General features: G+C 63.3%; 24 protein-coding genes and 1 pseudogene. 14 read left to right on the top strand and 11 right to left on the bottom strand.

From position 1 onward, the window contains the following. Positions 1-16 precede the first annotated feature (16 nt). The gene (locus M3I54_RS09030; RefSeq protein WP_254334894.1) at positions 17-154 is read left to right on the top strand and encodes a hypothetical protein; all 138 of its coding nucleotides are present in this window, start codon (positions 17-19) and stop codon (positions 152-154) included. Between the two features lie 270 nt (positions 155-424). Beyond that, entirely contained in the window at positions 425-1,930 is a 1,506-nt protein-coding gene (fumC, locus tag M3I54_RS09025; RefSeq protein ID WP_254334892.1) for a class II fumarate hydratase, read from the top strand. A 587-nt stretch (positions 1,931-2,517) separates the two neighbouring features. On the opposite strand, the gene M3I54_RS09020 is transcribed toward fumC, so the two are convergent. Beyond that, positions 2,518-2,832: a DUF4148 domain-containing protein gene (locus M3I54_RS09020; RefSeq protein WP_254334890.1), complete on the bottom strand. Its 315-nt coding sequence runs from the start codon at positions 2,830-2,832 to the stop codon at positions 2,518-2,520. Between the two features lie 542 nt (positions 2,833-3,374). Between M3I54_RS09020 and M3I54_RS09015 the strand changes: the two genes are divergently transcribed. Together M3I54_RS09015 and M3I54_RS09010 are read left to right on the top strand one after the other, a co-directional pair. Further along, entirely contained in the window at positions 3,375-4,127 is a 753-nt protein-coding gene (locus M3I54_RS09015) for a response regulator (RefSeq protein ID WP_254317416.1), read from the top strand. A 171-nt stretch (positions 4,128-4,298) separates the two neighbouring features. Continuing rightward, complete coding sequence (locus tag M3I54_RS09010; RefSeq protein ID WP_254334888.1) at positions 4,299-6,794, top strand: PAS domain S-box protein; 2,496 nt, start codon at positions 4,299-4,301, stop codon at positions 6,792-6,794. 18 nt (positions 6,795-6,812) lie between these two features. Here M3I54_RS09010 and M3I54_RS09005 read toward each other — a convergent pair whose 3' ends face one another. Continuing rightward, a complete protein-coding gene (locus tag M3I54_RS09005) occupies positions 6,813-7,172 on the bottom strand; it encodes a response regulator (protein ID WP_254335038.1) in 360 nt (119 codons plus the stop codon). A 389-nt stretch (positions 7,173-7,561) separates the two neighbouring features. On the opposite strand from M3I54_RS09005, the gene M3I54_RS09000 reads away from it, so the two are divergent. From M3I54_RS09000 to M3I54_RS08985, 4 genes are all read left to right on the top strand, one after another. Next, positions 7,562-7,891 carry a DUF4148 domain-containing protein gene (locus tag M3I54_RS09000; protein WP_254317418.1) on the top strand — a complete coding sequence of 110 codons (330 nt, stop codon included), beginning with the start codon at positions 7,562-7,564 and terminating at the stop codon, positions 7,889-7,891. Between the two features lie 273 nt (positions 7,892-8,164). Beyond that, a complete protein-coding gene (locus M3I54_RS08995; RefSeq protein ID WP_254334886.1) occupies positions 8,165-8,572 on the top strand; it encodes a CidA/LrgA family protein in 408 nt (135 codons plus the stop codon). Further along, positions 8,572-9,288, top strand: coding sequence for an LrgB family protein (locus M3I54_RS08990; protein WP_254334884.1), 717 nt, complete (start codon positions 8,572-8,574; stop codon positions 9,286-9,288). The genes M3I54_RS08995 and M3I54_RS08990 overlap by 1 nt, the downstream gene beginning before the upstream one ends. A 251-nt stretch (positions 9,289-9,539) precedes the next feature. After that, positions 9,540-11,198: a penicillin-binding protein 2 gene (locus M3I54_RS08985; protein WP_254334883.1), complete on the top strand. Its 1,659-nt coding sequence runs from the start codon at positions 9,540-9,542 to the stop codon at positions 11,196-11,198. 21 nt (positions 11,199-11,219) lie between these two features. On the opposite strand, the gene thiM is transcribed toward M3I54_RS08985, so the two are convergent. The 7 genes and pseudogenes from thiM to M3I54_RS08950 all read right to left on the bottom strand — a co-directional run bounded on the left by thiM (position 11,220) and on the right by M3I54_RS08950 (position 17,779). Next, a complete protein-coding gene (gene thiM, locus M3I54_RS08980; protein ID WP_254335037.1) occupies positions 11,220-12,005 on the bottom strand; it encodes a hydroxyethylthiazole kinase in 786 nt (261 codons plus the stop codon). Positions 12,006-12,030: 25 nt separating this feature from the next. Continuing rightward, positions 12,031-12,192: pseudogene (locus M3I54_RS08975) on the bottom strand (rubredoxin); the annotation flags it as partial. A 129-nt stretch (positions 12,193-12,321) separates the two neighbouring features. After that, complete coding sequence (locus M3I54_RS08970) at positions 12,322-13,251, bottom strand: NAD(P)-dependent oxidoreductase (RefSeq protein WP_254334881.1); 930 nt, start codon at positions 13,249-13,251, stop codon at positions 12,322-12,324. 221 nt (positions 13,252-13,472) lie between these two features. Next, on the bottom strand, positions 13,473-14,816 hold the full coding sequence (locus M3I54_RS08965; RefSeq protein WP_254334880.1) for a chloride channel protein: 1,344 nt from the start codon (positions 14,814-14,816) through the stop codon (positions 13,473-13,475). A gap of 122 nt (positions 14,817-14,938) precedes the next feature. Next, positions 14,939-15,886: a cupin domain-containing protein gene (locus tag M3I54_RS08960; protein WP_254334879.1), complete on the bottom strand. Its 948-nt coding sequence runs from the start codon at positions 15,884-15,886 to the stop codon at positions 14,939-14,941. A gap of 495 nt (positions 15,887-16,381) precedes the next feature. After that, the gene (locus M3I54_RS08955) at positions 16,382-17,308 is read right to left on the bottom strand and encodes a LysR family transcriptional regulator (protein WP_254334878.1); all 927 of its coding nucleotides are present in this window, start codon (positions 17,306-17,308) and stop codon (positions 16,382-16,384) included. A gap of 204 nt (positions 17,309-17,512) precedes the next feature. After that, on the bottom strand, positions 17,513-17,779 hold the full coding sequence (locus tag M3I54_RS08950) for a LysR family transcriptional regulator (RefSeq protein WP_254317428.1): 267 nt from the start codon (positions 17,777-17,779) through the stop codon (positions 17,513-17,515). 495 nt (positions 17,780-18,274) lie between these two features. On the opposite strand from M3I54_RS08950, the gene M3I54_RS08945 reads away from it, so the two are divergent. After that, a complete protein-coding gene (locus M3I54_RS08945; RefSeq protein WP_254334877.1) occupies positions 18,275-19,813 on the top strand; it encodes a methyl-accepting chemotaxis protein in 1,539 nt (512 codons plus the stop codon). 82 nt (positions 19,814-19,895) lie between these two features. Here M3I54_RS08945 and M3I54_RS08940 read toward each other — a convergent pair whose 3' ends face one another. Continuing rightward, on the bottom strand, positions 19,896-20,192 hold the full coding sequence (locus M3I54_RS08940; RefSeq protein WP_254334873.1) for a hypothetical protein: 297 nt from the start codon (positions 20,190-20,192) through the stop codon (positions 19,896-19,898). 210 nt (positions 20,193-20,402) lie between these two features. Then, positions 20,403-20,642 carry a hypothetical protein gene (locus M3I54_RS08935; RefSeq protein ID WP_254334872.1) on the bottom strand — a complete coding sequence of 80 codons (240 nt, stop codon included), beginning with the start codon at positions 20,640-20,642 and terminating at the stop codon, positions 20,403-20,405. A 326-nt stretch (positions 20,643-20,968) separates the two neighbouring features. On the opposite strand from M3I54_RS08935, the gene M3I54_RS08930 reads away from it, so the two are divergent. The 5 genes from M3I54_RS08930 to M3I54_RS08910 are packed head-to-tail and all read left to right on the top strand — an operon-like array spanning position 20,969 to position 26,134. After that, a complete protein-coding gene (locus M3I54_RS08930) occupies positions 20,969-22,390 on the top strand; it encodes a cytochrome ubiquinol oxidase subunit I (protein WP_254334870.1) in 1,422 nt (473 codons plus the stop codon). A 13-nt stretch (positions 22,391-22,403) separates the two neighbouring features. Further along, entirely contained in the window at positions 22,404-23,393 is a 990-nt protein-coding gene (gene cydB / locus M3I54_RS08925) for a cytochrome d ubiquinol oxidase subunit II (protein WP_254334868.1), read from the top strand. A gap of 31 nt (positions 23,394-23,424) precedes the next feature. Next, a complete protein-coding gene (locus M3I54_RS08920; protein WP_254334866.1) occupies positions 23,425-24,168 on the top strand; it encodes a (Fe-S)-binding protein in 744 nt (247 codons plus the stop codon). Beyond that, a complete protein-coding gene (locus tag M3I54_RS08915) occupies positions 24,165-25,538 on the top strand; it encodes a lactate utilization protein B (protein WP_254334864.1) in 1,374 nt (457 codons plus the stop codon). The genes M3I54_RS08920 and M3I54_RS08915 overlap by 4 nt, the downstream gene beginning before the upstream one ends. Continuing rightward, positions 25,535-26,134 carry an LUD domain-containing protein gene (locus tag M3I54_RS08910; protein ID WP_254334862.1) on the top strand — a complete coding sequence of 200 codons (600 nt, stop codon included), beginning with the start codon at positions 25,535-25,537 and terminating at the stop codon, positions 26,132-26,134. Before M3I54_RS08915 ends, M3I54_RS08910 begins: the two co-directional genes overlap by 4 nt. The last annotated feature ends 5 nt before the right edge of the window (positions 26,135-26,139 follow it).

The following is a 26,139-nucleotide window of genomic DNA, read 5'->3' as shown; positions in this document are numbered from 1 at the left end:
CTGGATTGCATTTGAAATGGGTGACGGACAGCGTTGGACTCCGCTCGCCAATTGCGCGAACCCGCGTTACATCAAGACCGAACGCGGCGCGGGCTACGTCTTTATTGCGCAGGTGGACAAGCTGGCCGCCCTGGTCGAGTGGGAAAAGCGCTGACCGGCAGCTTGCTCGCCGCATCGCCTGAGTTTCACATGCAATACCGGTTCGCAGGATGGGTTTCAGTCGCAATTGATTAGCCGAAAGCTGAAACCGTCGAATAATCGCCGGTTGTTGAAATATCCCCATCGGACGCGGTCCGACGCAACGAATCCGCCACAGGCGCGCAGGCTGCGTGCATGGGCCGAAGGATCGCCGTTGCGGCACTGCCTTCGAATTGTCGGCTTTCCCAGCCGGACATCCTTTCAACGACCAGGCCAAATTACGAACATGAACCGAAGAGAAATGATGCAGTCGACGCTGCTCGCCTCGCTCGCCCTGACGAGCGGTGCCGCACTTGCCCAGCGCTCCGGCGAAAGCGCCGCCGGGTCGGCCAACGCCTTCCGGCAGGAAACGGACAGCATGGGTGTCGTCAACGTTCCGGAGGACAAGCTTTGGGGCGCGCAGACGCAACGCTCCCTGGAGCACTTCAGCATCGGCGGGGATCTGATGCCGCGCGAAATGATCGCGACGTACGCACTCGTCAAGAAGGCGGCCGCCAACGTGAATTTCGCGCAAGGGCGCCTCGGCGCCGAGCAGCACGACCTGATTGTCAAGGTATGCGACGAGATCCTCGCCGGCCAGCACCAGGACATGTTTCCGCTGCACGTGTGGATGACCGGCAGCGGCACCCAGTTCAACATGAACGTCAACGAGGTGATCTCGAACCGCTGCTGCCAGATCGCGGGCACGCCGCTCGGCAGCAAGACGCCTGTGCATCCTAATGACCATGTGAACATGTCGCAGTCGTCCAACGACTCGTTCCCCACCGCCATGTACATGGCAGCCGCGATCAACGTCAAGCAGCGCCTGACGCCGGCCGTGGCTAACCTGCGCGATTCCATCGGCGCGAAGGCGAAGGACTGGATGGACATCGTCAAGATCGGCCGCACCCACATGCAGGACGCAACGCCCATCACGCTTGGTCAGGAGTGGTCCGGCTACGAGGGCATGCTGACCGACAACCTCGAACGGCTCGAGGATGCGCTCAAGGGCGTCTACCGCCTTGCCCTCGGAGGGACGGCGGTGGGCACCGGCCTGAACGCAACGCCGCAGTTCGCGGCCGCGGTTGCCGCGGAAATCGCGCGTCTCACGAACCTGCCGTTCGTGACCGCCCCCAACAAGTTCACCGTGCAGGGCGCCCACGATGCGCTCGTTCACCTCTCGGGTACGATGCGCACGCTGGCCGTGTCGCTCTACAAGATCGCCAACGACATCCGGCTGATGTCGTGCGGCCCCCGTGCCGGCTTCGCAGAACTGATCATTCCGGAAAACGAGCCGGGCTCATCGATCATGCCCGGCAAGGTCAATCCCACGCAGGCGGAAGCGCTCGCCATGGTGGCCGCGCATGTCATGGGCAGCGATGTTTCCGCAGGAATCGGCGGCGCAAGCGGCTACCTGGAAATGAACGTGTACAAGCCGCTCATCATTTTCGACATCACGCACTCGATCACGATCATGACGGACTCGTGCACGAACTTCCGCAAGTTCCTCGTGGAAGGCACAAAGCCGAACCTGAAGAAGATCAAGGAGTACGTGGACCGCTCCCTGATGCTCGTCACCGCCCTCTCGCCGGTCATTGGTTACGACAAGGCTTCGAAGATCGCGCATTACGCCTATGACAACGACCTCACGCTCAAGGAAGCGGCGCTCAGGCTCGGCTACGTCCAGGAAGCCGAGTTCGATCGGATCGTGGACCCGCGCAAGATGGTCCAACCATACGTTGCCCACAGCTAATCACCTGGACACACGCCCTTCCCTGCTCACGCGTTTCCGGCTCTCTCTCCGTTTGAACGTCATGTCCGTATTGTTTCAGCCGAAGAATACTGGATTCCGACAGTACGTCTTGCTGAGCCGCATGCCGATTGAGGAGGGGAGACCTATGCTTTCCGATTCGAGAGGCCGATCGCCGAAGTTCGTTATGCGGGACTCAACGAATCGCTACATGAGTCCCCGATCCGATCCTGAAGCAAACGCTCTCTATGGAACGGTGGGCTCACGTATGAGCGCAGCCTCGGGGCAGCGCTGGGGTTGCCGGGTAGTGACTCGGCACAGGCCCGCTTAACGGTCGCCGTACCGCGTGCGATAGCTGCCCGTACCCGTCCGGCGTCGGAAAAAGCGCCCGGACCGCGAAGGCCCGGGCGAAGCCATCGGAGGGGGCCAATGGCGGAGGTATTCGAATTGAAGCTGGCCCACTGCCGGACATTGCCGCGCTAGCGAGCCAGTTCTTTAAACAAGAACGCGCTGGGGTGGGTGCGCGCTCAGCCTGCCATGCTCAGGTCAGATACTTTTGACATCCTGCCCGTGCGTCCGGGATCAATGCATCAATGATGGCTGTACGTCGAGTTGAAGTCGGCCTTCGACACTGCGGGGCGTCCTGCGTCAGACGAACCACTCACAGCACCACCGTAACCGCCGTTTGCGGCGATTTGCTGCTCAGCAACCTTGGCTTCGGCTGCTTGAATTTGCACGGGATACGTCGTGTTGTCACCGTCGCCGACGTGATAGCCAGCCTTCTCGAGCTGGACCAGCTCCGCGCGTACCTGCGCCCGGGTGATGGGCTGGTTCGATTGAGCGAATACAGCGACCGGAGCAACGAGGGCAGCGGCAACGACAACAGCTTGAATAAGGGACTTCATGTTACTTACCTCCAGACTTTGTTCAGTTCTGCTACGAACAGCCCTGTTCGTAAATCAGTGACTACAGTCTAATTAAGTAGCTGCCTAAGATTAAGGCGCATCTCCGAAGGGGACCTTTCCGGAAGGAGAGGAAAGCCCTGGTACGGTTTTGGCTGATCCGAACGTTATTGGGCGATGAAGCTCTCAAGAGTTAGCGCCCCCACCAAACCCCGGGGCGGTTCACGGCCCCGATCGCCGGTCCCCCGAGGCCATCATCAAGTGCTGCTTAAGGTGCGTTGCAGCGTCGACTCAGAATGACATCCGTAATAGGTGACGGATGCATTTGGGCACCGCTCGCCGATTGCGCGATCCACGCAATGCCGATAACGTTGGCGGCGGTGTTGATGCTGATTCCACACAGCCGTTAAAATCCGCGTACGGTCAAATCAGCAGGCTGACCTTTTCCTTACGCAACGTTGTCTGAACGATCGGCAACGCGAACCGGCAACCGCCGATCGCATGGGCTAACCCGCCAGGCATTCACTGTCTCGAGCTTTTCAGTCATGGTCGACGTCACCTTGCCTCACATCCTCATCGTCGATGACGATCCCGCCATTCGCGACGTCACGACCGAATACCTCGGACAGAACGACTTCCGCGTCTCCGCCGCGGCGAACGGGACGGAAATGGCGGTCACCCTCAGGAACGGTGCTGTCGATCTGATCATTCTGGATTTGCGCATGCCGGGCGAAGACGGTATGAAAATCGCCAGCCGCATTCGTGAACAATCAACGCTCCCCATTTTGATTCTTTCGGGCCGAAAGGAAGAGGCAGACCGTGTGATGGCGCTGGAGCTGGGTGCGGACGACTACATGACCAAGCCGTTCAGTTGCCGCGAACTGTTGGCGCGTGTTCGCGCCCTTCTGCGCCGATCGAAGACCGCCCAGGTTGCCACCGGGCGGCAGGCCAATGCGCGAGGCTACCGTTTCGCCGGTTGGGAACTGAACATCAACACACGACGCCTGCTCTCCCCAGCCGGCGAACCGGTGGGCTTGACCAACGGCGAGTTTTCGCTGCTCGCCGCGTTTCTCGCTTCGCCCGGCATGGTCCTGACGCGAGATCAACTGCTCGAATCGAGCCGGCTTTACGACGAGGTCTACGACCGCGCAATCGATGTGCAAATTCTGCGGCTGCGCCGAAAAATCGAGGAAGACCCGTCGAACCCGCGTTACATCAAGACCGAACGCGGCGCGGGCTACGTCTTTACCGCGCAGGTGGACAAGCTGCCCGCTCAGGTCGAGTGGGAAAAACGCTGACCCGCAGCTTTTTCGCCGCATCGCCTGAGTTTCACATGCAATACCGGTTCGCAGGAATGTTTCCGCCGGAATACACTTCGGCGGACACTGCCCCCTCTATGTCGGATGATTCGCAGCAATATGAGGTGGCCGCGTTTGTCTGACCGTTTCTAACTGAACACCAAAGCCTCGATGAGCACCGAAAGAATCAGGCGCCGGTTTGCGTGGCCGCACCGGTACAGGCTATTGGCGGCGGGCGGATGCCTGATCGTGGTCCTTTTGTGGATCGGCGCCGTCACGGAAAGCCTTCGATCGCGCCAACTGGTGCTCCAGTCCAACGACAGGGAACTGTCCAGCCTCGCAAGCGCACTGGCGGAGCAAACCGCCCGCTCCTTGCAGGGCGTCGAATTCATTCTTCGGCGCACCTCCGGCTGGGCGCTCGACGCAAAGATCGCACAGGACTCCCAGGAGGCGGCGAACCGCTTTCTTCGCGAGGAAATGGCCGGCGTACCCCAAGTCAGGCAACTCGACATCGTCGATGCCACTGGCCGGCGGATAGCAACGACCCTCCCCGGCAGCCCCGCCGCCAACGTTTCACAGCGGGCTTACTTCAGGGCCGTGCAGCGCGCATCGGGCAACGCGCTGGTGGTGAGCGAGCCGCTCGTCAGCATGGTCGACGGTCGGCCCACGTTTGCGATGGCCAGCCGTCTGGAGGACGAACATGGCCGGTTCGCGGGCGCCGTGGTCGCGCTGATCGAAAACGGCTACTTTCGCGACTTTTACAGGCGGGTCGATTCGGACGAAGGCACCGGCATCACGCTACTGCGCGAGGACGGCGCACCGGTCGTGTCGTCCGAAAGCAGGAAGGAAGCAGGCGGGCCCGGGCGGCCAGTACTCTCCGCCCGCAAGCAGGTGCCCGGATTCCAGCTGACGATCGACGTCACCCGAGACGAGGCACTGGTGCTTCAGACATGGCGCGTATCCACGATCTACGATTTCATGGCCACCGGTGCGTTGTCGCTCCTCGTGGTGGCACTCGGCATCGCGCTCATGAGGCGGCTGCAGCAACTCGGACGCTTCACGCGCCGGCTCCAGTCGAGCCAGCAACGCTGGAGGGCCGTGTTCGACAACGCACCGGCGGGAATCATGCTGTTGCGGCGTCGCGGGCGATACCTCGCCACCAACCCCGCTTTTCAACGCATGGTCGGCTACTCTTCGGCGGAACTCAAGAACCTGTCGGCGACCGACATCACGCACCCCGAGGATGTCGAGCTTACCCGGCAACATTTCGAACGGCTGCTGCAAGGCGGCTTGCAGAGCGTTCGCTTCGAAAAGCGCTACCAGCACCGCGACGGATACACCGTCTGGGCCGACGTGCGCCTCGCGCTGGTGACTGTGTCGGAGGAGGCGTCAAGCAAGGATCCGGCACGCCAGGAAGATGTCATCGTGGCGACCGTGGAGGACGTCACCCAGCGCCGCGAAGACGAACAGGCGCGCCGTCTGCTCGAAAGCCAGCTGAGGCAGTCGCAGAAGCTGGAGGCGTTGGGCACGTTCGCCGGCGGCATTGCCCATGACTTCAACAACATCCTCGGCGCGATCGTCGGCTATGGCGAACTCGCGCTCCAGGCACTCGCGGACGAGACACCGCAGCAGCGCTATGTCGCGCAGGTTCTCAAATCGGCGGACCGCGCACGCTCGCTGGTCGAGCGCATTCTCACCTTCAGCCGCAGCGGACTGACGACCCGGCAGCCCGTACACGTTCAGCCCGTCGTCCATGACTCGATCGAAGCGATGAAGGTGCGCCTTCCTGCCGGCATCCGGCTGGAAGTCGAACTGAACGCACCAGAGGCCCGCATCGAAGGCGATCCGGCGCATATCGACCAGTTGGTGATGAACCTTTGCGCGAATGCAGTCCACGCGATGCCGGCCGGCGGAACGCTCAGGGTAGTCCTGGACACGCTGGATGTGGGCGCCGCGCGCTCGCTTTCGCACGTTGCCGTGGAAGCGGGGCATTTCGTGCGGCTTGCCGTATCCGATAGCGGCGTTGGCATGGCGCCCGATCTCCTCGAACGCATCTTCAACCCCTTCTTCACGACGCGCAAGGCAGGCGAGGGAACGGGGCTGGGACTCGCGCTCGTGGACGGAATCGTTCGCGAATACGGCGGAGGAATCGACGTAACGACGACGGTTGGCGCAGGAAGCCGATTCGAGCTTCTGCTACCGACAACCGATTCGCTCGCCAGTCAACCGCGTGAGGACGACAAGGGCTGCCCTTACGGTGAAGGGCAGGCAATCCTGCTCGTCGACGATGAGGAAGCGCTCGTGAGGATCGGCGAAGAGCGCCTCGCGGAACTGGGCTATGAACCGGCAGGCTTCGTCTCCAGCAACGCGGCGTGGCAGGCTTTCCGGGCCGACCCTCAACGCTTCGACGCGGTCGTTACGGACCAGACCATGCCCGGGACGACCGGCGTCGAACTCGCGCGGATGATACGCTCGCTTCGCGCAGACATACCCATCATCCTTGTCAGCGGATTCAGCAGCCCCGCGCTCGAAGCGCAGGCGCGCGAGGCAGGCGTCAACGTGCAATTGCGCAAGCCGTTGCCCAGGGCGGAGCTGGCGCGCACGCTGAAGCACCTGCTGCCCGACCTGCCGCCCCCCACCCCACCGGAGGTGTCCACGGCGCGCTGAACGCCGCGCGGCGGCCGCTCAGCGCGATTCGCGCGCCCCTGCGGTCAACGCCGCAGCGGCTTGCAGCAAGACTTCGCGCTTGAACGGCTTGGCCAGCGCCTGCTCCACGCCCAACCGGCGGGCAAGCATCGACGTGGCGTGAACCTGTGTCGGAAAATAGCCAGAGATCGCGATTACGGGCACCGAAGGAAAGCAACGCCGAACGCAAGCGATTCGCTTCGCATCCATCGCCTTTGGCTGATTGATATCGACCACCGCAAGATCGACCGGACCCGAACGAAAGTCGGGCAGGCCGGCGCTTGTCGCCTCCACGACGTCGTAGCCCGCGTCTCGCAACGTAAGCGAGAGCAGCGCCCGCATCGACACGTCGTCCTCCATCACCAGGACCCTCTTTCGATCTTCCACAATCGATCCCTTACTGTTGTCACACATTGGCAGTGCGGATTCCCATCACCCACATGTCATCTCAACAGATGCCTGTTTCGGGGATCTTTCGTCCGACTGCCCCCTGGTTTCAAATGCAACAGGCGTGAGATCCGCTACGACTCAGGATCGCTCGCGGCGCAGGGCGATATTCGAACGGTTTCCTTATTAACCGGAAGCCGGGCCCATGGAGCATCCGGGTCCATAGCGCGGATCCGCAATTCCATTCCTTGTCAAAAAGATTCCTTTGCGGCATGGGGGTTAAACATCCAGAGCGATCTCCCTACACTCGGGCTGTCGAATCTGGACATCAATCGCCAGCCACATTTACGGAGTCAATCGTTGTGAAATCGCTTACCCGCGCCATGGCGCTCGCCACGCTCATCTTCCCGATCGTTTCATTCGCGCAATCGAACGGCCCAATCACCCGCGCGCAAGTGCGCGCTGAACTCGTGCAACTCGAGAGCACCGGATGGCGCCCTGGCGCAGGCTCGGATCCGCACTACCCGGACGACATTCAGGCTGCCGAAGCAAAGGTCGCAAAAATGAACAGTGCGGCAAGCGGATACGGTGGAAGCGCCAGCGGGACGTCGAGCGCCGGGCAGGCGCAAACAGGGCAAATGCACGATGTCGAAGTGTCGTCGTACTCTCCCCCGATCTACCTACACCATTGAGCCCTGCGTGGCAGGCCCCGGTAGCGCGGAGAAGGTCCCGCCAGGCGCTATTAAATGGCGGGACGAGCAAGCCCGGCGGCAGGGTCGCGCTTCAGCGGCGGCGGCGCTATGGCCGGTTTCGGCAACGCTTCCGGATCCGTCAAGCCCCTTTGCGCAAAGGTCAATTCGACGGTCCGGCTTTCGGATGACTTCGTCGCGCCATACGCTGGAGCTTGCGATCCGGAAATCCACGAGCAATGCGATTTCCGCTACCTTGAACGGAAGAGCCCAATCATGCCATTCGCACTGGCCATCCTGGTCGGAACGCAACTCGTAGCCGAAGTGCTGCGACGTGTTCTGCATTTGCCCTTGCCGGGCCCGGTAATCGGCATGTTTCTGCTCGCACTCGCGCTCATCGGCCCGGCGCGCCGCTGGCTGGCCCCCACCGCGGACAAGCCATCCGCCCTCGAGCAAACGGCGACGACATTGATTTCGAATATGGGGCTGCTGTTCGTGCCGGCGGGCGTTGGCATCGTCGCGGAGCTGGGCGTGCTGCAACGCGAATGGTTTCCGATCGTGGCGGGACTCATTGTCTCGACGGTGCTTGGGCTCATCGTGACGGGAGTCGTCATGCACCGGATCATGCGCCGCTCGGAAATGCGCGAGCTGAGCGCCGCCGGCCGTCATGAGGAGGCCAACTGATGTTCCGCAACCTATGGACCCCGCTCGCCCTGACGCCGCTGCTGTGGCTGACGCTGACGCTGGCCGCCTACGCGATCGGCCTCTTCGTCCAGCGCGTATGCCGGAAATCGCCGCTCGCCAATCCAGTCCTGATTGCAATCGTCATTATTGTCGCGATACTCGAATCGACGAACACTAACTACGAGGCGTACTTTGCCGGCGCCCAGTTCATCAACTTCCTCCTCGGCCCGGCAACGGTGGCGCTCGCGATCCCCCTTGCACTCAATCTGGCTCATATCCGCCGCAGCCTCCATGGCCTCGGCCTCGCCTTGCTCGCCGGATCGCTCACGTCGACGGTGAGCGGCGTCGCCATCGTATGGTTCCTCGGCGGCGGCCGGGAGGTGGCGCTATCGATGGCGCCCAAGTCCGTCACGACGCCCATCGCGATGGCCCTCGCCCAGGAAGTGGGCGGCGTGCCCGCGCTCACGGCTGCCCTCGCTATCGCAGGCGGCATCGTTGCCGCCGTGATCGGCGGCACGGTGCTGCGCTGGTTCCGCGTTGACGACTGGCGTTCGCACGGCCTCGCCGCCGGCGTCGCGGGCAGCGGCGTCGCCGCTGCTCAGGTTGCGCCGCTGAGCGGGCTCGCCGCCGCCTTTGCGGCCATCGGCATCGGCCTCAATGGTCTCGTCACCGCACTCGTCGTGCCGCTCCTCGTCATGCTTTGGCCGATGAAGTGACATTCATTTCGTTATCCATATCAGTAAGACGGGCTGGCCACATTTCGCAAAGCTGATTTCCCGCATCGGCCATTGCGCCCCATGCGTTGCGCCAGTAATTTTGCATCCACGCCCGGGCGCTTCGCACCGGGCGGGCGTATTGCCCAATGCACGCCCAACTGGCCTACCGATCACGCATGCCCCGCCACCTACCCTTTGATCAAAGCCCGGTGCTCAATCGCACCACCCACCGCGGACGCTCTACGATTGTGATGGCGCTCATCACTGTGGCGTTTGCCGCCTGCATCGTGCGCGCGTTCTGGATTCAGGTCGCCGCCAATGGCTTTTATCGCCGGCAGGGAGACTCGCGCGTCGATCACGTGATCGACGTGCCCGCGCAGCGCGGGCGCATCCTGGACCGTAACGGCGCCGTTCTGGCGGCGAGCGTACCCGTCAAGGCGATCTGGATCGACGCAACGGCAGTGCCCGACGATCTGCCGCCCGGCAAGCTTGCAACGCTTGCCCGCCTGCTCGACCTCGCGCCGCAGCGGATCAACGCAGCCATCGACCACGACCGTTCATTCGTGTACCTGAAGCACGACGTTCCGTTGAGCGTCGCCGATCAGGTCGAGTCGCTGCGCATTCCTGGCATCCATGCGAGCCCCGAATACCAACGCGTTTATCCGGAAGGCGAGGTCACGGCGCAGGACGTGGGTTTCACAGGACTCTCCGGCAACGGAGAAGACGGCATCGAACTCGCGGCCGATGCCACGCTGCGCGCCGAGGATGGGCAAAAGCTGGTCGTGCGCGACCGCGTGGGTCACGTCGTGATGGATCTCGGCGATATCACGCCGGTGCGTCCGGGAACGGATATCCGCCTCGCACTCAATAGCCACATCCAGAGCGCCACGTGGTTGGCCTTGCGCGATGCGGTCACGCAAAGCGGTGCCGAAAACGCTTCGGCCGTGGTGGTGGACGGCAAGACCGGCGAGATCCTCGCGCTCGCAAATTACCCGAGCTACGACCCCAACGACCGGACCGCGCTGCGCGGCGCGGCGCTGCGCAATCGCGCCGTGACCGACGTTTTCGAACCGGGGTCCATCATGAAGCCGTTCACGGTATCGCTCGCGCTCGATTTGCAGCGCGTGAGCCCGGATTCGCTCGTACAGACGAATCGCAGCTTACTGCTCGACGGCGCAACGATCACCGATGATGCGAACTTCGGCACGCTCACGGTTGCCGGCGTGATCCAGAAGTCGAGCAATATCGGCGCCACGAAGATCTCGCTGACGATGAAGCCTGAGGAAATCTGGGGCATGTACGACTCGCTGGGCCTCGGTCATCGTCCGGCGCTGGGATTCCCCGGTGCCGCCCCCGGAATCGTGAGGCCATGGCGGCACTGGCGGCGCATCGAGCAGGCGACCATGTCGTACGGCTACGGGCTTTCCGTCTCGCTGGTCCAGCTGGCCCAAGCCTATACGGTCTTCGTCGATGACGGCACCATGATGCCGCTCTCGATCTACAAGCGTTCGGGCCTGTTTCCCGCCGGCACGCGTGTTTTCACGCAGCGCACGGCCGACGAGATGCGCGCCATGCTGGAGAGCGTCGTCGCGAAGGGGGGCACCGCCCCGCAGGCACAGGTGCCGGGCTACAGTGTCGGCGGCAAGACGGGCACGGCGTACACCGCCACGGCCCATGGCTACGACCACAGCGCCTACCGCGCGTCGTTCGTCGGGATTCTTCCCATTCGAGAGCCCCGGCTCATCATCGCCGTGTCGGTCAACAAGCCGAAGGGCGCGCGGCACTTTGGCGGCGACGTATCGGGCCCGGTGTTCGCCCGCATCGCGCAGATAGCGGTCCAGGTGCTCGGTCTCGCGCCCGATAAGCCAGTGAGCCAGGTCATGAATGACGGGAAACGTCAGGACACGTAGCCGCAAGCGCGCGCCGCACACTCAGGCTACGTGAGGGTCGAGTTCGGAGAGCGCGTCGAGAAAGGCCACGCCAAAGCTGCCGTTGCCGCGCACCCCAGCCGCACGCTCTGCCGCAACGGCATAGATCGCGTGAGCCGCGCTCGCGGCCTGGATGGCGGCGGGCGACACGGGAAGCAGCGCGGCGATCAGCGCACCGAGGCTACAACCCGCGCCGGTGACACGGGCAAGTCGAGCGTCGCCACCACCGATCGCAAACACTTCGCTGCCATCCGTCACGTAGTCGGTTTCGCCGCTGACCGCGACGACCGCGCAGGTCTGCTGCGCGAGCCGCTGGATGTAAGGCAGCGCGTCGATGGAGCGGGCTTGCGTCTCCACGCCTTTGCCCGGCGCCGCGCCGCCCGCGAGCGAAATGAGCTCGCTCGCGTTGCCCCGAATAACCGCTGGCTTGTACGTCAACAGCGAGCGTATCGTCTCGTCGTACGCGGCGCTGCCCGCGCCAACGGCAACAGGATCGAGCACCCAGGGTGTGCCTGCTTCATGGGCCGAGCATGCCGCGGCGCGCAGTGCATGCGCCCCGTCGCTCACGAGCGCGGCACCGTTTATCCATAGCGCGTCGGCACCGGCCGCAAAGCATGTGGGCCAGTCGAGCGCTGCGCCGATGGCCGGCGCCGCGCCGACCGCGAGCAGGACGTTGGCACTCAGACTGGCCGCTATGTAGTTGGTGAGGCCATAGACAAATGGCTGCTTACGCTTCAGTGCCGCCAGAGCGTCTCGCACCGGCGCATCGTTCCAGGCAATGGTCTTCACGATATTCAAGTTCTTTTTTCAGGACCTACAGGCGCACCATTTCGAAATCGCGCTTGCCGACGCGGCACAACGGACAGACCCAGTCTTCCGGCACGTCTTCCCACGCCGTTCCCGGTGCAATGCCGTCTTCGGGCACACCCTCGGCTTCACTGTAGATCCAGCCGCAGATGATGCAGACCCAATGCCGCGTTTCAGGCGGGCACACCGGATTTCTCGTATTCATGATTCTGGAAATTCGTTGGAAACATGGGTGCGCCACGGGCGGCCGCCGTAGGCGCGACGCCTGTCGAGCCGACGCATCACCGGCCGGCAGGCATCAAAGGCCGGCGCTGAACGCAGCCAGCTTGCCGAGCGCCGACCAGTCGAGCTCGTCCCAGCCGCGCGCCGACACTGCGACGAGGCGATCGCGCACGACGCTCGCCACGGGCATCGGTGCCCCCACCTTTTCGGCATGGCTCAGCGCGAGGCGCAAATCCTTGACTGCGAGGGGCACGGTCATGCCCGGTGGGGAATACCGCTCATCGACGATCTTTCCGCCATAAGCCTTGTGCACCTTGCCGTCGAACAGCGACTCGGTCAGCACCTCAAAGGCCGCTTTTTGATCGATGCCCGCTTTGCGAAGAAACGCGAGCACTTCGCCCATGCTCTGCATCGTGGCTGCGGTCAGTACATTGCCTGCGAGCTTGAACGCGTTCGCAAGCCCCGGTTGCTCGCCCAGCGGAAAGACGCGCTGGCCGAGCCGTTCGAGCACCGGCATGCAACGCGCGAGCGTTGCGCCTTCACCAGCGGCGAGCACATAGAGCCTGCGCGCCCTGGCGAGATCCGGGTTGCCCAGAACGGGGGCCGACACGTATCCCTGACCGTGCTCGCGATGCAGGTCGAAAAGCGCGCCCGCCGCGTCGGGGCTGATCGTGCTCATCGAAATGTGCACGGCTCCCTTGGCGAGCACCGTCGAGAGATGCGCCGCCACTTCCTTCGCCGCATCGTCGTCGGGCACCATGCTGATGACCACGTCGCATGCAGCGAGCGCTGCCCAGTCGTCAGTCGCCACAGCATTGCCGCGCACCGCCGCCTCGGCGCATGCCCGGTTGCGGTCGAACACCACCACGGACAAGCCGTCCTCGATCAGATTGCCGGCGAACGCCGTGCCCATCCTCCCCGCGCCCACCACGCCCACCGTGGCCGGTACGCTCGCTGCGGACTCGACGTTTCCGTTCTGGGAATCCTGCTTTGAAACCATAATCATTTCATACTCCAAATCAAATTGAGGGCAGCTCGTCCCGCCGGATTCGCCTTGAGTTCCACCGTCCGCTCGCGCGAATGTAAGCCGCATTGTGCCGCTACGGATTACATGTTGTCGAAGGCAGGCCGCGTCCGAAAGCCCGGCCCGACAAGACTGTTTTGCAGGCATGGGAGGACCGGCGCCCCCCCCCACCCCGAGCGGATGCGCAATATGCGCCGCGCTGCTCATTCGTTGTGAAGCGCAGGCACCTTTTCGAGCGCGGGCTTCGCGCTCGCACGCTGGCTCTTCGACGTCGGACTCGCGCTCCCGGCCAGCGCCTTCGACATCAGTCTGAATGTCGATACCGAACCCGCGATGCACAGGAGCATCGGAACCAGCGCATCTTGATTCACGCGAGTGAACTCGAGCATGAGCACGATTGCCGTAAGCGGCATTTGCATGGAGGCGGCGAGAAAGGCGCTCGCTCCGACCATGGCGAAACTGCCCGCGGAGGTTCCCGGCCAGAGCATGTTCCACAGGCCGCCAAGCACAATGGCAAGCAACGCGCCATTCGCGAGCCCCGGCGTCAGCAGGCCGCCCTCGGCGCCCGCGCGCAGACTCGACGCTTCGATTGCCACTTTCAGCACGAGCAGCGTGGCTGCCAGTCCGATGGTGAGATGGCTGTCGAACGCGAGGCCTGCCGGGCCCTTGCCATTGCCCGCCAACTGCGGGTAGTAGATGACGAGAACACCGACCACCGCGAAATTGAGCACCGAAAGAGCAGGCAAACGCCAGTCCTTCGGCGCGTGGGCACGCGCAGCGCTCGTGAGCCGGACAAAGCCCCACGCCGCCGCCCCGAACACCGGCCCTGCCATCGCGGACCATACGACGAGCGGCGCTCCCAGCGTCAGTTGCGCAACGCTGTACTGCTGTTCATTGCCGAGCCCGACCCACGCCGTGACCGCGGCCAGCGAAGAAGTCACGAGGGCCGGCACCGCGAGCCGCCATTCGAAACTACCCAGCAGTACTTCGAGCACAAAGAGCGCTCCGCCCAATGGCACGTTGTAGACCGCTGCGAGCCCGGCGCCCGCTCCGCATGCCACCAGAACGCGCTGATCCGCGAGCGACAGCCCCGCTCGCCGCGCGAGCCAGCCTCCCCACAGCGCGCCGATCTCTCGCGGTGCGACTTCCCGCCCGAGAGGCGAGCCCAATGCGACCGTCACGATCTGCAGCAAGGCATGCACGATGGTGCTCAGAACCGGCATGCGAGGAGCGCCGGCAGTCAGCGCCTGCTTGATGCTGACCAGTGGGCGTCCCCAGCGGTAGAGCGCCCACCAGCCGAAACCGGCCACGAGGCCGCAGAGCACGAGCGCCTCGAAGCGTCGCGCAGGCGACGCGTCAGCGACACCGCTTAGAAAGGATTCCTCACTTACTATTCGACAGAGGCTATAGCCATATGCCAGATGCTGGATTTCATGAAGCAACAGCGCCAGCATCATGCCACCGAGCCCGGCGCCCACGCCGGTGAGCGCGCTAGCCACGACAAGCCTCGCATAGCCGCGCAGCGCGTTACTGGAACCTGAAGTCATCACTGCAATGCGTCGGAACGAAGGAATGGCACGAGCCACGCAAGGCGGGCGCGCCGCGCAACCGCTGCTCGCGCGGCTGCTTTCAACGGCGCGCCGAACATCTCGTCCGCTTGCGTCACGCCTTAGCGCGCAAAGCGAATGTCGAGCGAGCGCAGGTAGGTCTGCAGACCGGCATCCTGAAGCGGAATGACGTAGGCGACTTCGTCCGACTCGTTGAAGTGCGCATGCCAGTACCCCGGAGGCGTGACGAATGCCATCCCCGGCTTCCAGTCAACGCGTACCGGATCGATGATGTTGCCTTCCTCGTCGACTTCCGTGCCAACCAGCGTGTAGACACCCGGCTTGCAATCCGGAATGAAGTCGAGTGCGATCGACTGATGGCGGTGCGGCTTTTGCATGGATTGCGGCGCAACCACGCCGAACATGGCCCACATCGAGTGCGTAACCGTGCGCGTCTGCGGGAAATTGGCGTTCCCGAGCAGCACGCTGATGCGGTTGCGCTGGCTTGCGCCGGGGGCTGCCGCGACCTTGTCGAGTTCAGCCTTTGCGCGCGCAGCCGGATAGAGCGTGGGCGTGAAGCGTTGGCGCGACACGCGGGTTCCCAGGTAGCTGAGCAGCGGGCCATCGTTGACGTAGTAGATGCGCGCCGTGGCATCCGCGGCCAGCACAGCCTCGTCACCGCCGGGCACCGCGAAGAAGTCGCCGGTGCCAAAGCTGAACGCCGAGTCGCCCTGCGAGAACGTGCCACTGCCTTCCAGCACATAAAAGACCTGCGACGTGGCGTTCGGATTGACCGAAAGCTTCTCGCCCGCTTCGATACGCAGGAAATTCGCCAGCAGGCCGGGGCCCGTTGCCGGGTAATCGACGCCCAGTGCCTTCGAGAGATCGAGCGGCACGATACGCGTCGAGCCGCTGTCGTAGAGCTCCGAGAGGAACGAATGATATGGCACGCGCGAGATCAGCTTCGCGCCGATCGGGTTGGCCGAGCTGGTGTATTCGAAGTATTCGGCGTCACGCGTTGCGGCCTCGTCATCGAGACGAACGGTAGAAACTGCGGTTTTGTCGAGCATGGTAGGCACCCTAAGTAACGTTGAACTACGGTTCGGGACACAGCGCGCCGCGTCCGGTGTGCGACAGAAGAACGCAGCGTCAACGTCACTATAGGAAGGTTGACGGCCGGCCAGAACCGCGGCGAAGAAAAATCAGCTTTGCGCAAAGGGGATAAGGCCACGGGCGAGCCGGCGTTACGCTTTGTCAGGATCGCGTTCTGCCAAGGCCAGTTCGAGCGCATCACTTGGTTGCACGCTGCGCAGCACCAGGCACGCGTACCGCAGCCTGTCCGCGCGCGGCGCGGCCGTCGTGTTGAGCGCCAACCGAACATCAGAATCGATGATCGGCGGCGGCTATCAGGCTCAGCAGATCGGGGGGGACTGCAGGTCTTCGCCCAGGAATGACGTCGCGCGAGCAAGTCGCGAAGACGCATGTGACGAGGCCCATTCAACGCTGCCGGGTCCTTCGGTGCACCGCCGATGCAATGAACCACCGCCCGAGCGTGGCGGCGGGGCTCAATGCTCCCAGTAGCTTTCCTTGCTGAATAACTCCGCATAGAAGTCGATGAAGGCGCGAACCTTCGTCGACACTGTCTTCTTGGGCGGATAGACCGCCCAGATAGCGGGCACTGCGGGCGTGGGTTGGACCTCCCATTCCGGCAGCAATCTCACCAGCTGCCCGGCTTGCACCGCCTCGCCGATTGCCCAGGTTGGCAGCAGGGCGACGCCGCAACCGGCGACGGCGAGGTCGAGCAGCGAGTCCGTGTCGTCTGCGCGGATTCGGCCATCGATGCGAACTGCGATTTGACTGGCGTCGGGTCCGGCGGACCGGTCGACGAAGATCCAGCGGTCGTCCGCGGCTAGCGGAAAGCGCAACGTCACGTGCGTCGACAGCTCCTCGGGAGAAGCCGGCGCGCCATACCGCGCCACGTACTGCGGACTCGCGCAGACGATGCGGCGGTGCTGCGCCAGCCGGCGCGCCATGAGCTGCGAGTCGGGCAATGCGCCGATCCGGATCGCCAGATCGATGCCTGAGTCAATGATCTTGACGACGTCGTCGGTCATCACGGCGTCGACGTCGATCTTGGGGAAACGCTCCATGAACTCGGGCAGATGACGAATGACATGGCGCCTGCCGAACGCAGTAGGCATGGTCACACGCAAGAGGCCGCGCGGCGAGCTGTTCAAGGCCGCCGTGACCGCCCGTGCCTCATCGAGGCTATTCAACACCTGCAGCGCCTGCTCGTAGAACACACGGCCGCCCTCGGTCAGGACCAGGCCGCGTGTGGACCGGTTGAAGAGCGCGACCGCCAGATCCTGTTCGAGGTCGGTGATGCAACGGGAAACGGTGGAGGTTTTGACACCGAGCTTCGCGGCAGCCTGACTCAGGCTGCCCAGTTCGGCTGCGTAGCGAAACGCCCGCATCGCGGAAAAATAGTCCATCAGATCGGCGTCCAGAAAACAGAGCGCACCGGGGCAGGCGTAACGCAGCTACCGTCTTAAACGAGCGATAGCGGCCTACCGGCGGTGCCTTGCGAGCCGAGTGTACGACGCCGCGCACGCCGAAGCTATCCCTTTTTTGCAAAGCTGATTTTCTCCGAAGGCAGATCTGACCGGTCAGCTACGCAGGCTCGACTTCCATCCCTATCACCGCGCACGATCTGAAACAGCGCGACGCGCCTCGCCGACGGCCCGAAAGGCAACATTCACTCGTTCTCTGAACATGGCGCCACTGTCGGTCAGTTCGACGCCCCGCGCGGAACGATAGAAGAGGACGATACCCAGATCACTCTCGAGGTTAGCGATGTAGCGTGAGACCGTGGAAGCCTCGATGGACAGCCGCTGTGCAGCGAGATTGAAGCTGCCCAGCTCGGAAACCAGCAGAAAGGCTCGAACCGCTGCATAGTAGTTCATCTCATGCGTCCTCCAAGCTCGCATTGCTTCCCCTACGGCGACAACTATCCGCCTTATCGGCGCAAACCAGGCGGCGCAAAGGCGGCGGCGAACACCTGGCGCCAAAGCTATGCTGTCACCCGTGGGCCGGACGCGCATACACCTCCTGCCGCAAAACTCCTTTTTTGTTGCGGGCGTTCCGCGGCCGGCCAACGCTGGAAGCGCGAGTACACATCGGCGAATGAAGCAAATAGCACAAAGTCACGCGAGCAAGAAGCCCATTTCGTCGAAAACTCCCTTGCAATTAGCGCCATTAACGCCGACCGACCTGAGCCGAAATCCGAAATACGTCACGCAGATGCGAATCATTTTCGCGGCAAGCGTCATCGCACCACGCGTCGTGCGTGAACGCACCATCAACGTGTGCGCTCCTTTCGTGGTGCACGCCGACGTAAGGCCGGGGACCGCGCCATAAGCCCCGCCAATTCACTCGCGAACTCAAACAGGTGATGAAGCATGAAGCTCAAGATTGGTGCACGACTAATGGCCACATTCGGTGTGGTTCTGGCTTTTCTGTTTGCGATCTGCGTGACAGCCACCGCGCAGATGGCGCGCATGAGCGCAACGACGCAAACCATCGTCAACATTCGCGCCCAAGAGCTGAAACTGGTGAACTCGATTCGAGAAGCGACGCTCAAACGGACGGTCTTGCTTTACACAGCGCTCGACGAACCCACACCTGAAGCTCAACAAGCGGCGCTCGAACAGGCGCAGGAAATTGGCGATCAGCTCACCCCGATCTATCAAGCCATCCCTAGTCTGCTCACGACGGCCTCCGGCCACGCTAGCTTTGACCGCCTTATGCAGGCGCGTGAGCTGTATCGGGAAGCAACGAAGCCCGTGTTTGCCCAATTGGCGGCGCACGATCTTGTGGCGGCGCGCGCGGCGCTCACGAAGGCAAGGTCGCCGCGAGTCGCCTTTTTGCAGCAGCAAGATGAGTTTCTGAATTTGGCCCAGGGCTTGATGGACAGCGCCGCGAAAAGCACCAGCGACGCGTATGACATGGCGCGCGCCATCCTGTGGGGCGCGGCCGCACTCGCGTTCGTCGTGGCATTGGTACTGTGCACGGCGGTGACGCGTTCTATCGTTCGCCCCTTGCAGCGGGTGGTCGACGGTGCGCATGCCTTGGCGCTGGGTGACCTGCGTATCCAGATAGACGTGAAAAGCAACGACGAACTCGGCGACCTGGGCCAGTCGGTGAACAGTGCAGTCAGCAAGCTGGCGACGCTCGTCGGCGGAGTCAAGCAAGCAGGCTTGTCCATCGCGGCCGCCACCGGGCAGGTAGCGGCAGGAAACACCGACTTGTCGCAGCGTACGGAAGAGCAAGCCGCCTCGCTCGAGGAAACGGCATCGAGTATGGAAGAGCTGACCGCGACGGTCCGGCAGAACGAGGACAATGCTCACCAGGCCAGCGCGCTGGCAAGCAGCGCATCGGCGGTCGCAGAGCGCGGCGGAGAAGAGGTTGGCCGCGTGGTCGAGACCATGCGCGAGATCTCCGACAGTTCCGCCAAGGTCGCCCATATCGTCAGCGTGATCGAGGGCATCGCGTTTCAGACCAACATCCTCGCGCTCAATGCAGCAGTCGAGGCGGCCAGGGCGGGCGAGCAGGGTCGCGGCTTTGCCGTGGTGGCCGGCGAGGTCCGCACGCTCGCGCAACGCAGCGCGACGGCCGCTCGCGAGGTCAGGCAACTCATCGGCGCATCGGTGGAGCGCGTGGGTGTCGGTTCGCAACTGGTTGACAAAGCCGGCAACACAATCCAGGAAGTCGTTCAGTCCGTCAAACGGGTGACGGCCATCATGAGCGAAATCTCGGCGGCGTCGCACGAGCAAAGCACGGGCATTGAACAGGTCAACCAGGCTGTCAGCCAGATGGATCAGGTGACGCAACAGAACGCAGCGCTCGTTGAAGAGGCCGCTGCGGCCGCGCAATCGATGGCTGAACAGGCCCAGGCACTGCGCGACTCCGTGGAGGTGTTCAAGCTCGACGGTCGCTAGTGCGCGAGGCCGTCATGGGTTGCGATAGCGTGATATCGGCGCGTTCGCAACTTGGGGCAGGCGTGCGCCTGCCCTATTCCCTTCAGTGAATGGCCATCTGCACGACCTTCACGATGACAAGCCCAAACGCGACGATGAGGTAGGTGCGCAGCACGCCCGTCCATACGCGCGTCGACAACGTCATGTGCTGCTGCGGCGGCAGCTCGTCGAGCGGCGCCATACGCCACGTGTCGCGCAACGCCTTGTTGGCCGGCTTGTTCAGCGGCAACGCATCATCGGTGACAGCCTTACCGCGCGACTTGCGCGAGATTTCCACCGCGGCATACACGGCCACGGCAAGACCGCATCCGCCCACGAGAGGCGCGAAATAAAACGGCACTTTCACCTCGTCGACGAAGATTTCACAGGAGGGCGCCGGGTTTTTCTCGACAACGCTGGTGGCGGGATTCCTGATCCGAACAACAATGGCGCCCGCCTTGGCAATGAGGCCGTGGCGGGACTGCGCACGGTCATTACTTTCTGATGATGTTGACGCCCTGGGGCCGGACCTGGCACCGATACGGGGCTGGAGACGCGGACTGACAACGATTCAGTCGCCATCGAGCAATTGGAGTAGCGCCCTGCCCGAGTCGCTCAGCGCAAAGCGCGTATCCACGATATCCACCAGCCCGGCGTTCTGCAGCGCGAAATAATCGGGCGTGCCTGCCGTTGCCTCGACAGGTGCAGACGCAAGCAGCAGCAGGACGGCGATTTCATGCAGACTCAGCGCCCGCCGCAGACGCGGCGCGGCGTGGGAGCGCGGCTTTGGGGTTTTCCCTTCACTTTTCATAGACATTCAGCGTGTACGGCCGACGGTTTGCAGTGGCTTCGTCGGTCAATGCCCGTGAATAATAGGTCTGCGTTGTTTCGCATGCGTTGCAAGGGTCGGGTTCTCCGTTACGCCTGTAACCTGCGTCTGCCCTTGCGCCGCCTGACAACTGGCCCACACACTGCAAAGGGCGTTCGCGTGCGCGAGGCGGCTCCGCGCCACGTTGACTACGACCGTGGTTTGCTACACCTGCAGTTACGGATGTAATGCGCTTGCGCCGAATCGCAACCGGCCAGCAATACGCGAGACCCAAACTCCCGCCAACCCCACCTGACTGGAGCAAGCACGTGGAAACCTCTGCACTCCTGCTATCGCGGATACAGTTCGCCGCGACGGTTTCGTTTCACATCATCTTTCCGTCCTTCACCATCGGCCTCGCCGCCTGGTTGTCCGTGCTCGAAGCCATGCGGCTCGCGACCGGCAACCCGGTCTACCGGCGCGTGTTCGAGTTCTGGTTGAAGATTTTCGGCGTCGCGTTCGGCATGGGCGTCGTTTCCGGCATCGTCATGGCGTTCCAGTTCGGCACCAACTGGAGCGAGCTGTCGCGTGCAAGCGGTCCGATTCAGGGGCCACTGCTCAGCTACGAGTCTTTCACTGCGTTCGCGCTCGAAGCCACCTTTTTTGGCGTGATGCTGTTCGGACGCAACCGCGTCAAGCCTTGGTTCTATCTGATGTCGTGCATGCTCGTCGCACTCGGAACGACGCTCTCGGCGTTCTGGATCCTCGTCAATAACTCGTGGATGCAGCATCCGGTGGGCTATGTCGTGCAGAACGGGGTCTACGTGCCCACCGACTGGGCCGCCATCGTCTTCAACAGCGTCGTCTGGGTTCGCTTTCCGCATATGCTGCTCGCGGCCTATCTCACCACGGCGTTCTGCGTCGCGGCCGTCGGCGCCTGGTTCCTGCTCAAGGATACGAGCCGCGTGGAGGCCACCGTCATGTTCCGCATGGCACTTGGGCTTGCCGCCGTGCTCGTGCCGCTGCAGATCCTCTTCGGCCACCTGACGGGCGACTACATCCATGACGACCAGCCCGTGAAGTTCGCGGCCGTCGAAGGCCGCTGGGTCGACGAACAGCCGGCTGCCGAAGTGATCTTCGCGGTGCCCGACGTCAAGGCCGAACGCAATCGCTACGAATGGAAGATTCCGGTGCTGGGCAGTCTCATCGCCTCCAGCACGCTCGATTCGCGCGAAGTCGGCCTCAAGGACTTCCCCCTCGCCGATCGCCCGCCGATCCTCGTTCCCTTCTTCGCATTCCGGATCATGGTGGGTTGCGGGATGCTGATGCTGGCCCTCGCCTGGATCGGCACATATATGGCGCGGCGCGGCAAGCTGGAGGAACGCAAGTGGCTTCTGTGGCCAGTCGCCCTCAGCTTCCCGCTTGGCTTCGCCGCCGTCCTCACCGGCTGGTTCACCGCTGAAGTCGGCCGGCAACCCTGGACGGTCTGGGGCGTGCTTCGCACTGCGGACGCAATGACGCCTGGACTCTCGGCTCACTTCGCCCTCGCGTCGCTGATCATGTACGTGGCCGTCTACGGCTTCATCTTCTGCTTCGGCGTCCACTACATCCTGCGCATCATTCGCGGCGGCGTTTTCAGCGGCAAGGTGCTCACCGTCTGGAACGGGCACGTCATTCCGCAGACGTACGAGCCGCGCTTGCAGACGAGCACCGTGCACGCCTCGTCGCGCACCTCGTCGTCCAACCACTGATCAGGAGAAAATCATGCTTGACTGGTTCTGGCTGGTCGAACTCGCCTTCGCCCTCGCCGCCTACATCGTGCTCGACGGCTTCGACCTCGGCGTCGGGATTCTCAGCGGCTTCGCCGCAAGCGCCGCGCGGCGCGACCAGATGGTCGCCTCCATCTCGCCCGTCTGGGACGGCAACGGGACCTGGCTCGTGATCGCGGGCACCATTCTGTTCGGGGCGTTCCCGGCGATCTATTCGATCGCGCTCCCGGCGCTCTATGCACCGCTCTCGGCCATGCTGGCCGGCCTCATCATGCGCGGCGTTGCGATCGAATTCCGCCACAAGGCGCACGGTTCGCGCTGGGTGTGGAACCTGCTGTTGTTCGCAGGTTCGCTGCTCGCCGCGTTCGCGCAGGGCGTCGCGCTCGGCGCCTACGCCAGGGGCGTGCCTGTCGAGAACATGCACTACGCCGGCAACGGCTTCGAGTGGGCCACGGCGTTCCCGTTGTGGTGCGGTCTCGGCGCAGTGCTCTGCTATGGCCTCCTCGGGGCCGGCTGGCTGGTGCTCAAGGGCGAGAGCGACCTGCGCCAGTTTGGCTGTTCGGCTCTGAACCGCCTGACGCCGATGACGGTCCTTGTTCTCGCGGCGATGTTCGCCGCCACGCTCTTCGACCATCACGTGATCGAAGCACGCTGGCAGCTTCACCCGGCGCTTTTCGTTCTGCCGTTGCTGAGCCTTGCCACGCTGATCGGCCTGCCACTCGCCGCGCGCCGTGGCGAGGGACGCACGCCGTTCGTCCTCGCGGCGCTCAGTTGCGCGCTGCTCCTCGTGACGCTCGCGGCGTCCTATCTGCCGTACGTCGTTCCGTTCGATCTCACGATCGACCAGGCGGCCGCACCGGCCTCCAGCCAGACCTTCATGTTCTGGGGCGCCGGTCTCTTCGTCCTGCCGATCATCGTCGCCTACACCTACGTGGCCTACGCGGTATTCCGCGGCCGCGTGTCCAGCGACCATGCCTATCACTGAATCGACCATCTTGTTTGAGGAAACTGCTGCCATGAAGGTCGCCCTGTTCATTCCGTGCTTCATCGACTCATTTTTCCCCGATGTCGGCATCGCCACGCTCGAGCTGCTCGAGCGCCTCGGCTGCGACGTCGACTATCCGCTCGATCAGACCTGCTGCGGTCAGCCCATGGGCAATAGCGGCTGCGAGAAACAAGCCGCAGCCACCGAAAACCTCTTCGTGCGCAACTTCACCGGCTACGACTACATCGTCGCGCCGAGCGGCAGCTGCGTGCACCATGTCCGCGATAACCTCACGGCAGCCGATAAGACCAGCGACGCGCTAAAGGTGCGCCGCAACACCTACGAACTCGTCGAGTTCATCCACGACGTTCTGCAGGTGCGCGAATTCCCCTGGGCCGAATTTCCGCACAAGGTGGGGCTGCACAACAGCTGCGGCACGCTGCGCAGCCTGAAGACGGCAAGCATGTCGGAAATCGCGGGGCCGTTCTTCTCGAAGCCGATGACGCTCCTGAACGGCGTCAAAGGCATCGAGTTCATCAAGCCGGACCGGCCCGACGAATGCTGCGGTTTCGGCGGCACGTTCTGTGTCTCGGAGGCGCCCGTGTCGGCCCGCATGGGCGCTGACAAGGTGCGCGATCACAAGCGCAACGGCGCCGAGTACATCGTCTCGGCCGACTCCTCCTGCCTGATGCACCAGAAGGGCTGCGCAGACCGCCTCGGACTCGGCCTGAAGTTCATCCATATCGCCCAGATCCTGAACGGAGCACGAGCATGAAACGCGTCGATCATGTGGGTTTTTCGAAGAAGTTCATCGCGGACGAAAAGCACATCGAATTCCACGACAAGCGCCTGTGGGGCTTGCGCAGTGCCCGCGACATCGAAGTCCACGGTATTCCCGAGTGGGAGGAAATGCGTTCGCTCGCCTCGGCGATCAAGGAGCACACGCTCACGCATCTGCCCGACTACCTCGAGCAGTTCGAGCGCAACGCCACCGCCAATGGCGTGACGGTTCACTGGGCGAAGGATGCCGAGGAGCACAATCGCATCGTGTACGAGATCCTGAGCGGCCGTAGCGCCCGGGTTCTCGTGAAGAGCAAATCGATGCTGACCGAAGAGTGCGAGATGCGCCCGTATCTCGAGGAGCGCGGCATCACCGTCGTGGAAACCGACCTCGGAGAGCAGATCCAGCAGCTCGACGACGAAATGCCTTCGCATATCGTCGTACCGGCCGTCCATAAGCTCGCGACGGACGTCGCGAAGATCTTCGCCGACAAGCTCGGCACGGACCCGAACGAAACCGACATTCCGAAGCTCGCCGAAGCCCAGCGCAACGCCACGCGCCCGCTCTTCCTGAACGCGGACGCCGGCATGACCGGCTGCAATTTCGCCGTGGCCGAAACCGGCGGCATCACGGTCTGCACGAACGAGGGCAACGCCGACCTGAGCGCGAACGTGCCGTCGCTGCATATCGCCTCCATCGGTATCGAGAAGCTCATTCCGAAGCTGGAGCACCTGGGCCTCTTTATCCGGATGCTGTCGCGCAACGCGCTCGGCTCGCCCATCACCCAGTACACGTCGCATTTCCGCGGGCCGCGCGAGGGCGGCGAGATGCACTTCGTGCTGGTCGACAACGGCCGGTCCGAACGCCTTGCGATGGACGACTTCTGGTACTCGCTCAAGTGCATCCGGTGCGGCGCGTGCATGAACACCTGCCCGGTGTACCGGCGCAGCAGCGGCTTGAGCTACGGCGGCGTGTACTCCGGTCCGATCGGCGCCATCATCAACCCGACTTACGACCTGAAGAAGTACAGCTCGCTGCCATTCGCCTCCACCATGAACGGCAGCTGCACCAACGTCTGTCCGGTGAAGATCAACATTCACGAACAGATCTACAAGTGGCGGCAGATCATCGCCGAAAAGCACGAGCTCCCATTCGTCAAGCAGGAAGCGATGAAGGTTGCGGGCCAGGTGCTGTCGCATCCGAAGCTCTACCGCGCCGCCGTCAAAACCGCCAACAAGGCCGTTTCCACGCTGCCGCGCGTCGTTCTTTACAACCCGCTCAACGAATGGGGCAAGCAACGCGAGGTGCCCGAAGCGCCGACCGAAACCTTCCGTGACTGGTACCTGAAGAGGAACAAGAAATGAGCAGCCGTGACCTGATTCTCTCCCGTCTTCGCGAAGTGGCGCCCGCGCCGCGTCCACTGCCGGAAGTGCCGTTGTTCGACCAGCATCTGCCGCCCACGCTCGAGACGTTCAAGAAGTCGCTCGCGCGCCTTGGCGGCACCTGGTGCGATGCACCCGCCAGCGGCGATCTCGAAGCCCTGATCCGTTCGCGCTTCCCGCAGGCGCGCGTGGTCTGCTCGGCCGTGCCCGAAGTCGAGGGCACCCGCCAAATCGAGGACGTCGAGCGTCCACACGATCTCGAAGATGTGGACGTGGGCATCGTCCGTCCCGCCTTCGCAGTCGCGGAGACTGGCTCGATCTGGCTGAGCGAGCACGAGTATCGCGTCAATGCGCTCGGCTATCTCTCGCAGCATCTCGTGGCGCTCGTCGATCCGTCCGATATCGTCGACAACCTCCATCACGCCTATCACCGCCGGGAGTTCTTCGAGGCGCGCTACGCGTGCCTCATGAGCGGCCCGTCCGCGACGGCGGATATCGAGGGCGTGCTGATCCGCGGGGCGCAGGGCATCCGGTCGCTGACCGTGATTTCCGTGCCTCGTGTGAACGCGGCACGATAACCGGA

It is taken from the genome of Paraburkholderia sp. CNPSo 3274 (assembly GCF_024206475.1).
In the GTDB taxonomy this organism is placed as follows: domain Bacteria; phylum Pseudomonadota; class Gammaproteobacteria; order Burkholderiales; family Burkholderiaceae; genus Paraburkholderia.
This window is presented reverse-complemented; position numbering and strand designations above follow the sequence as displayed.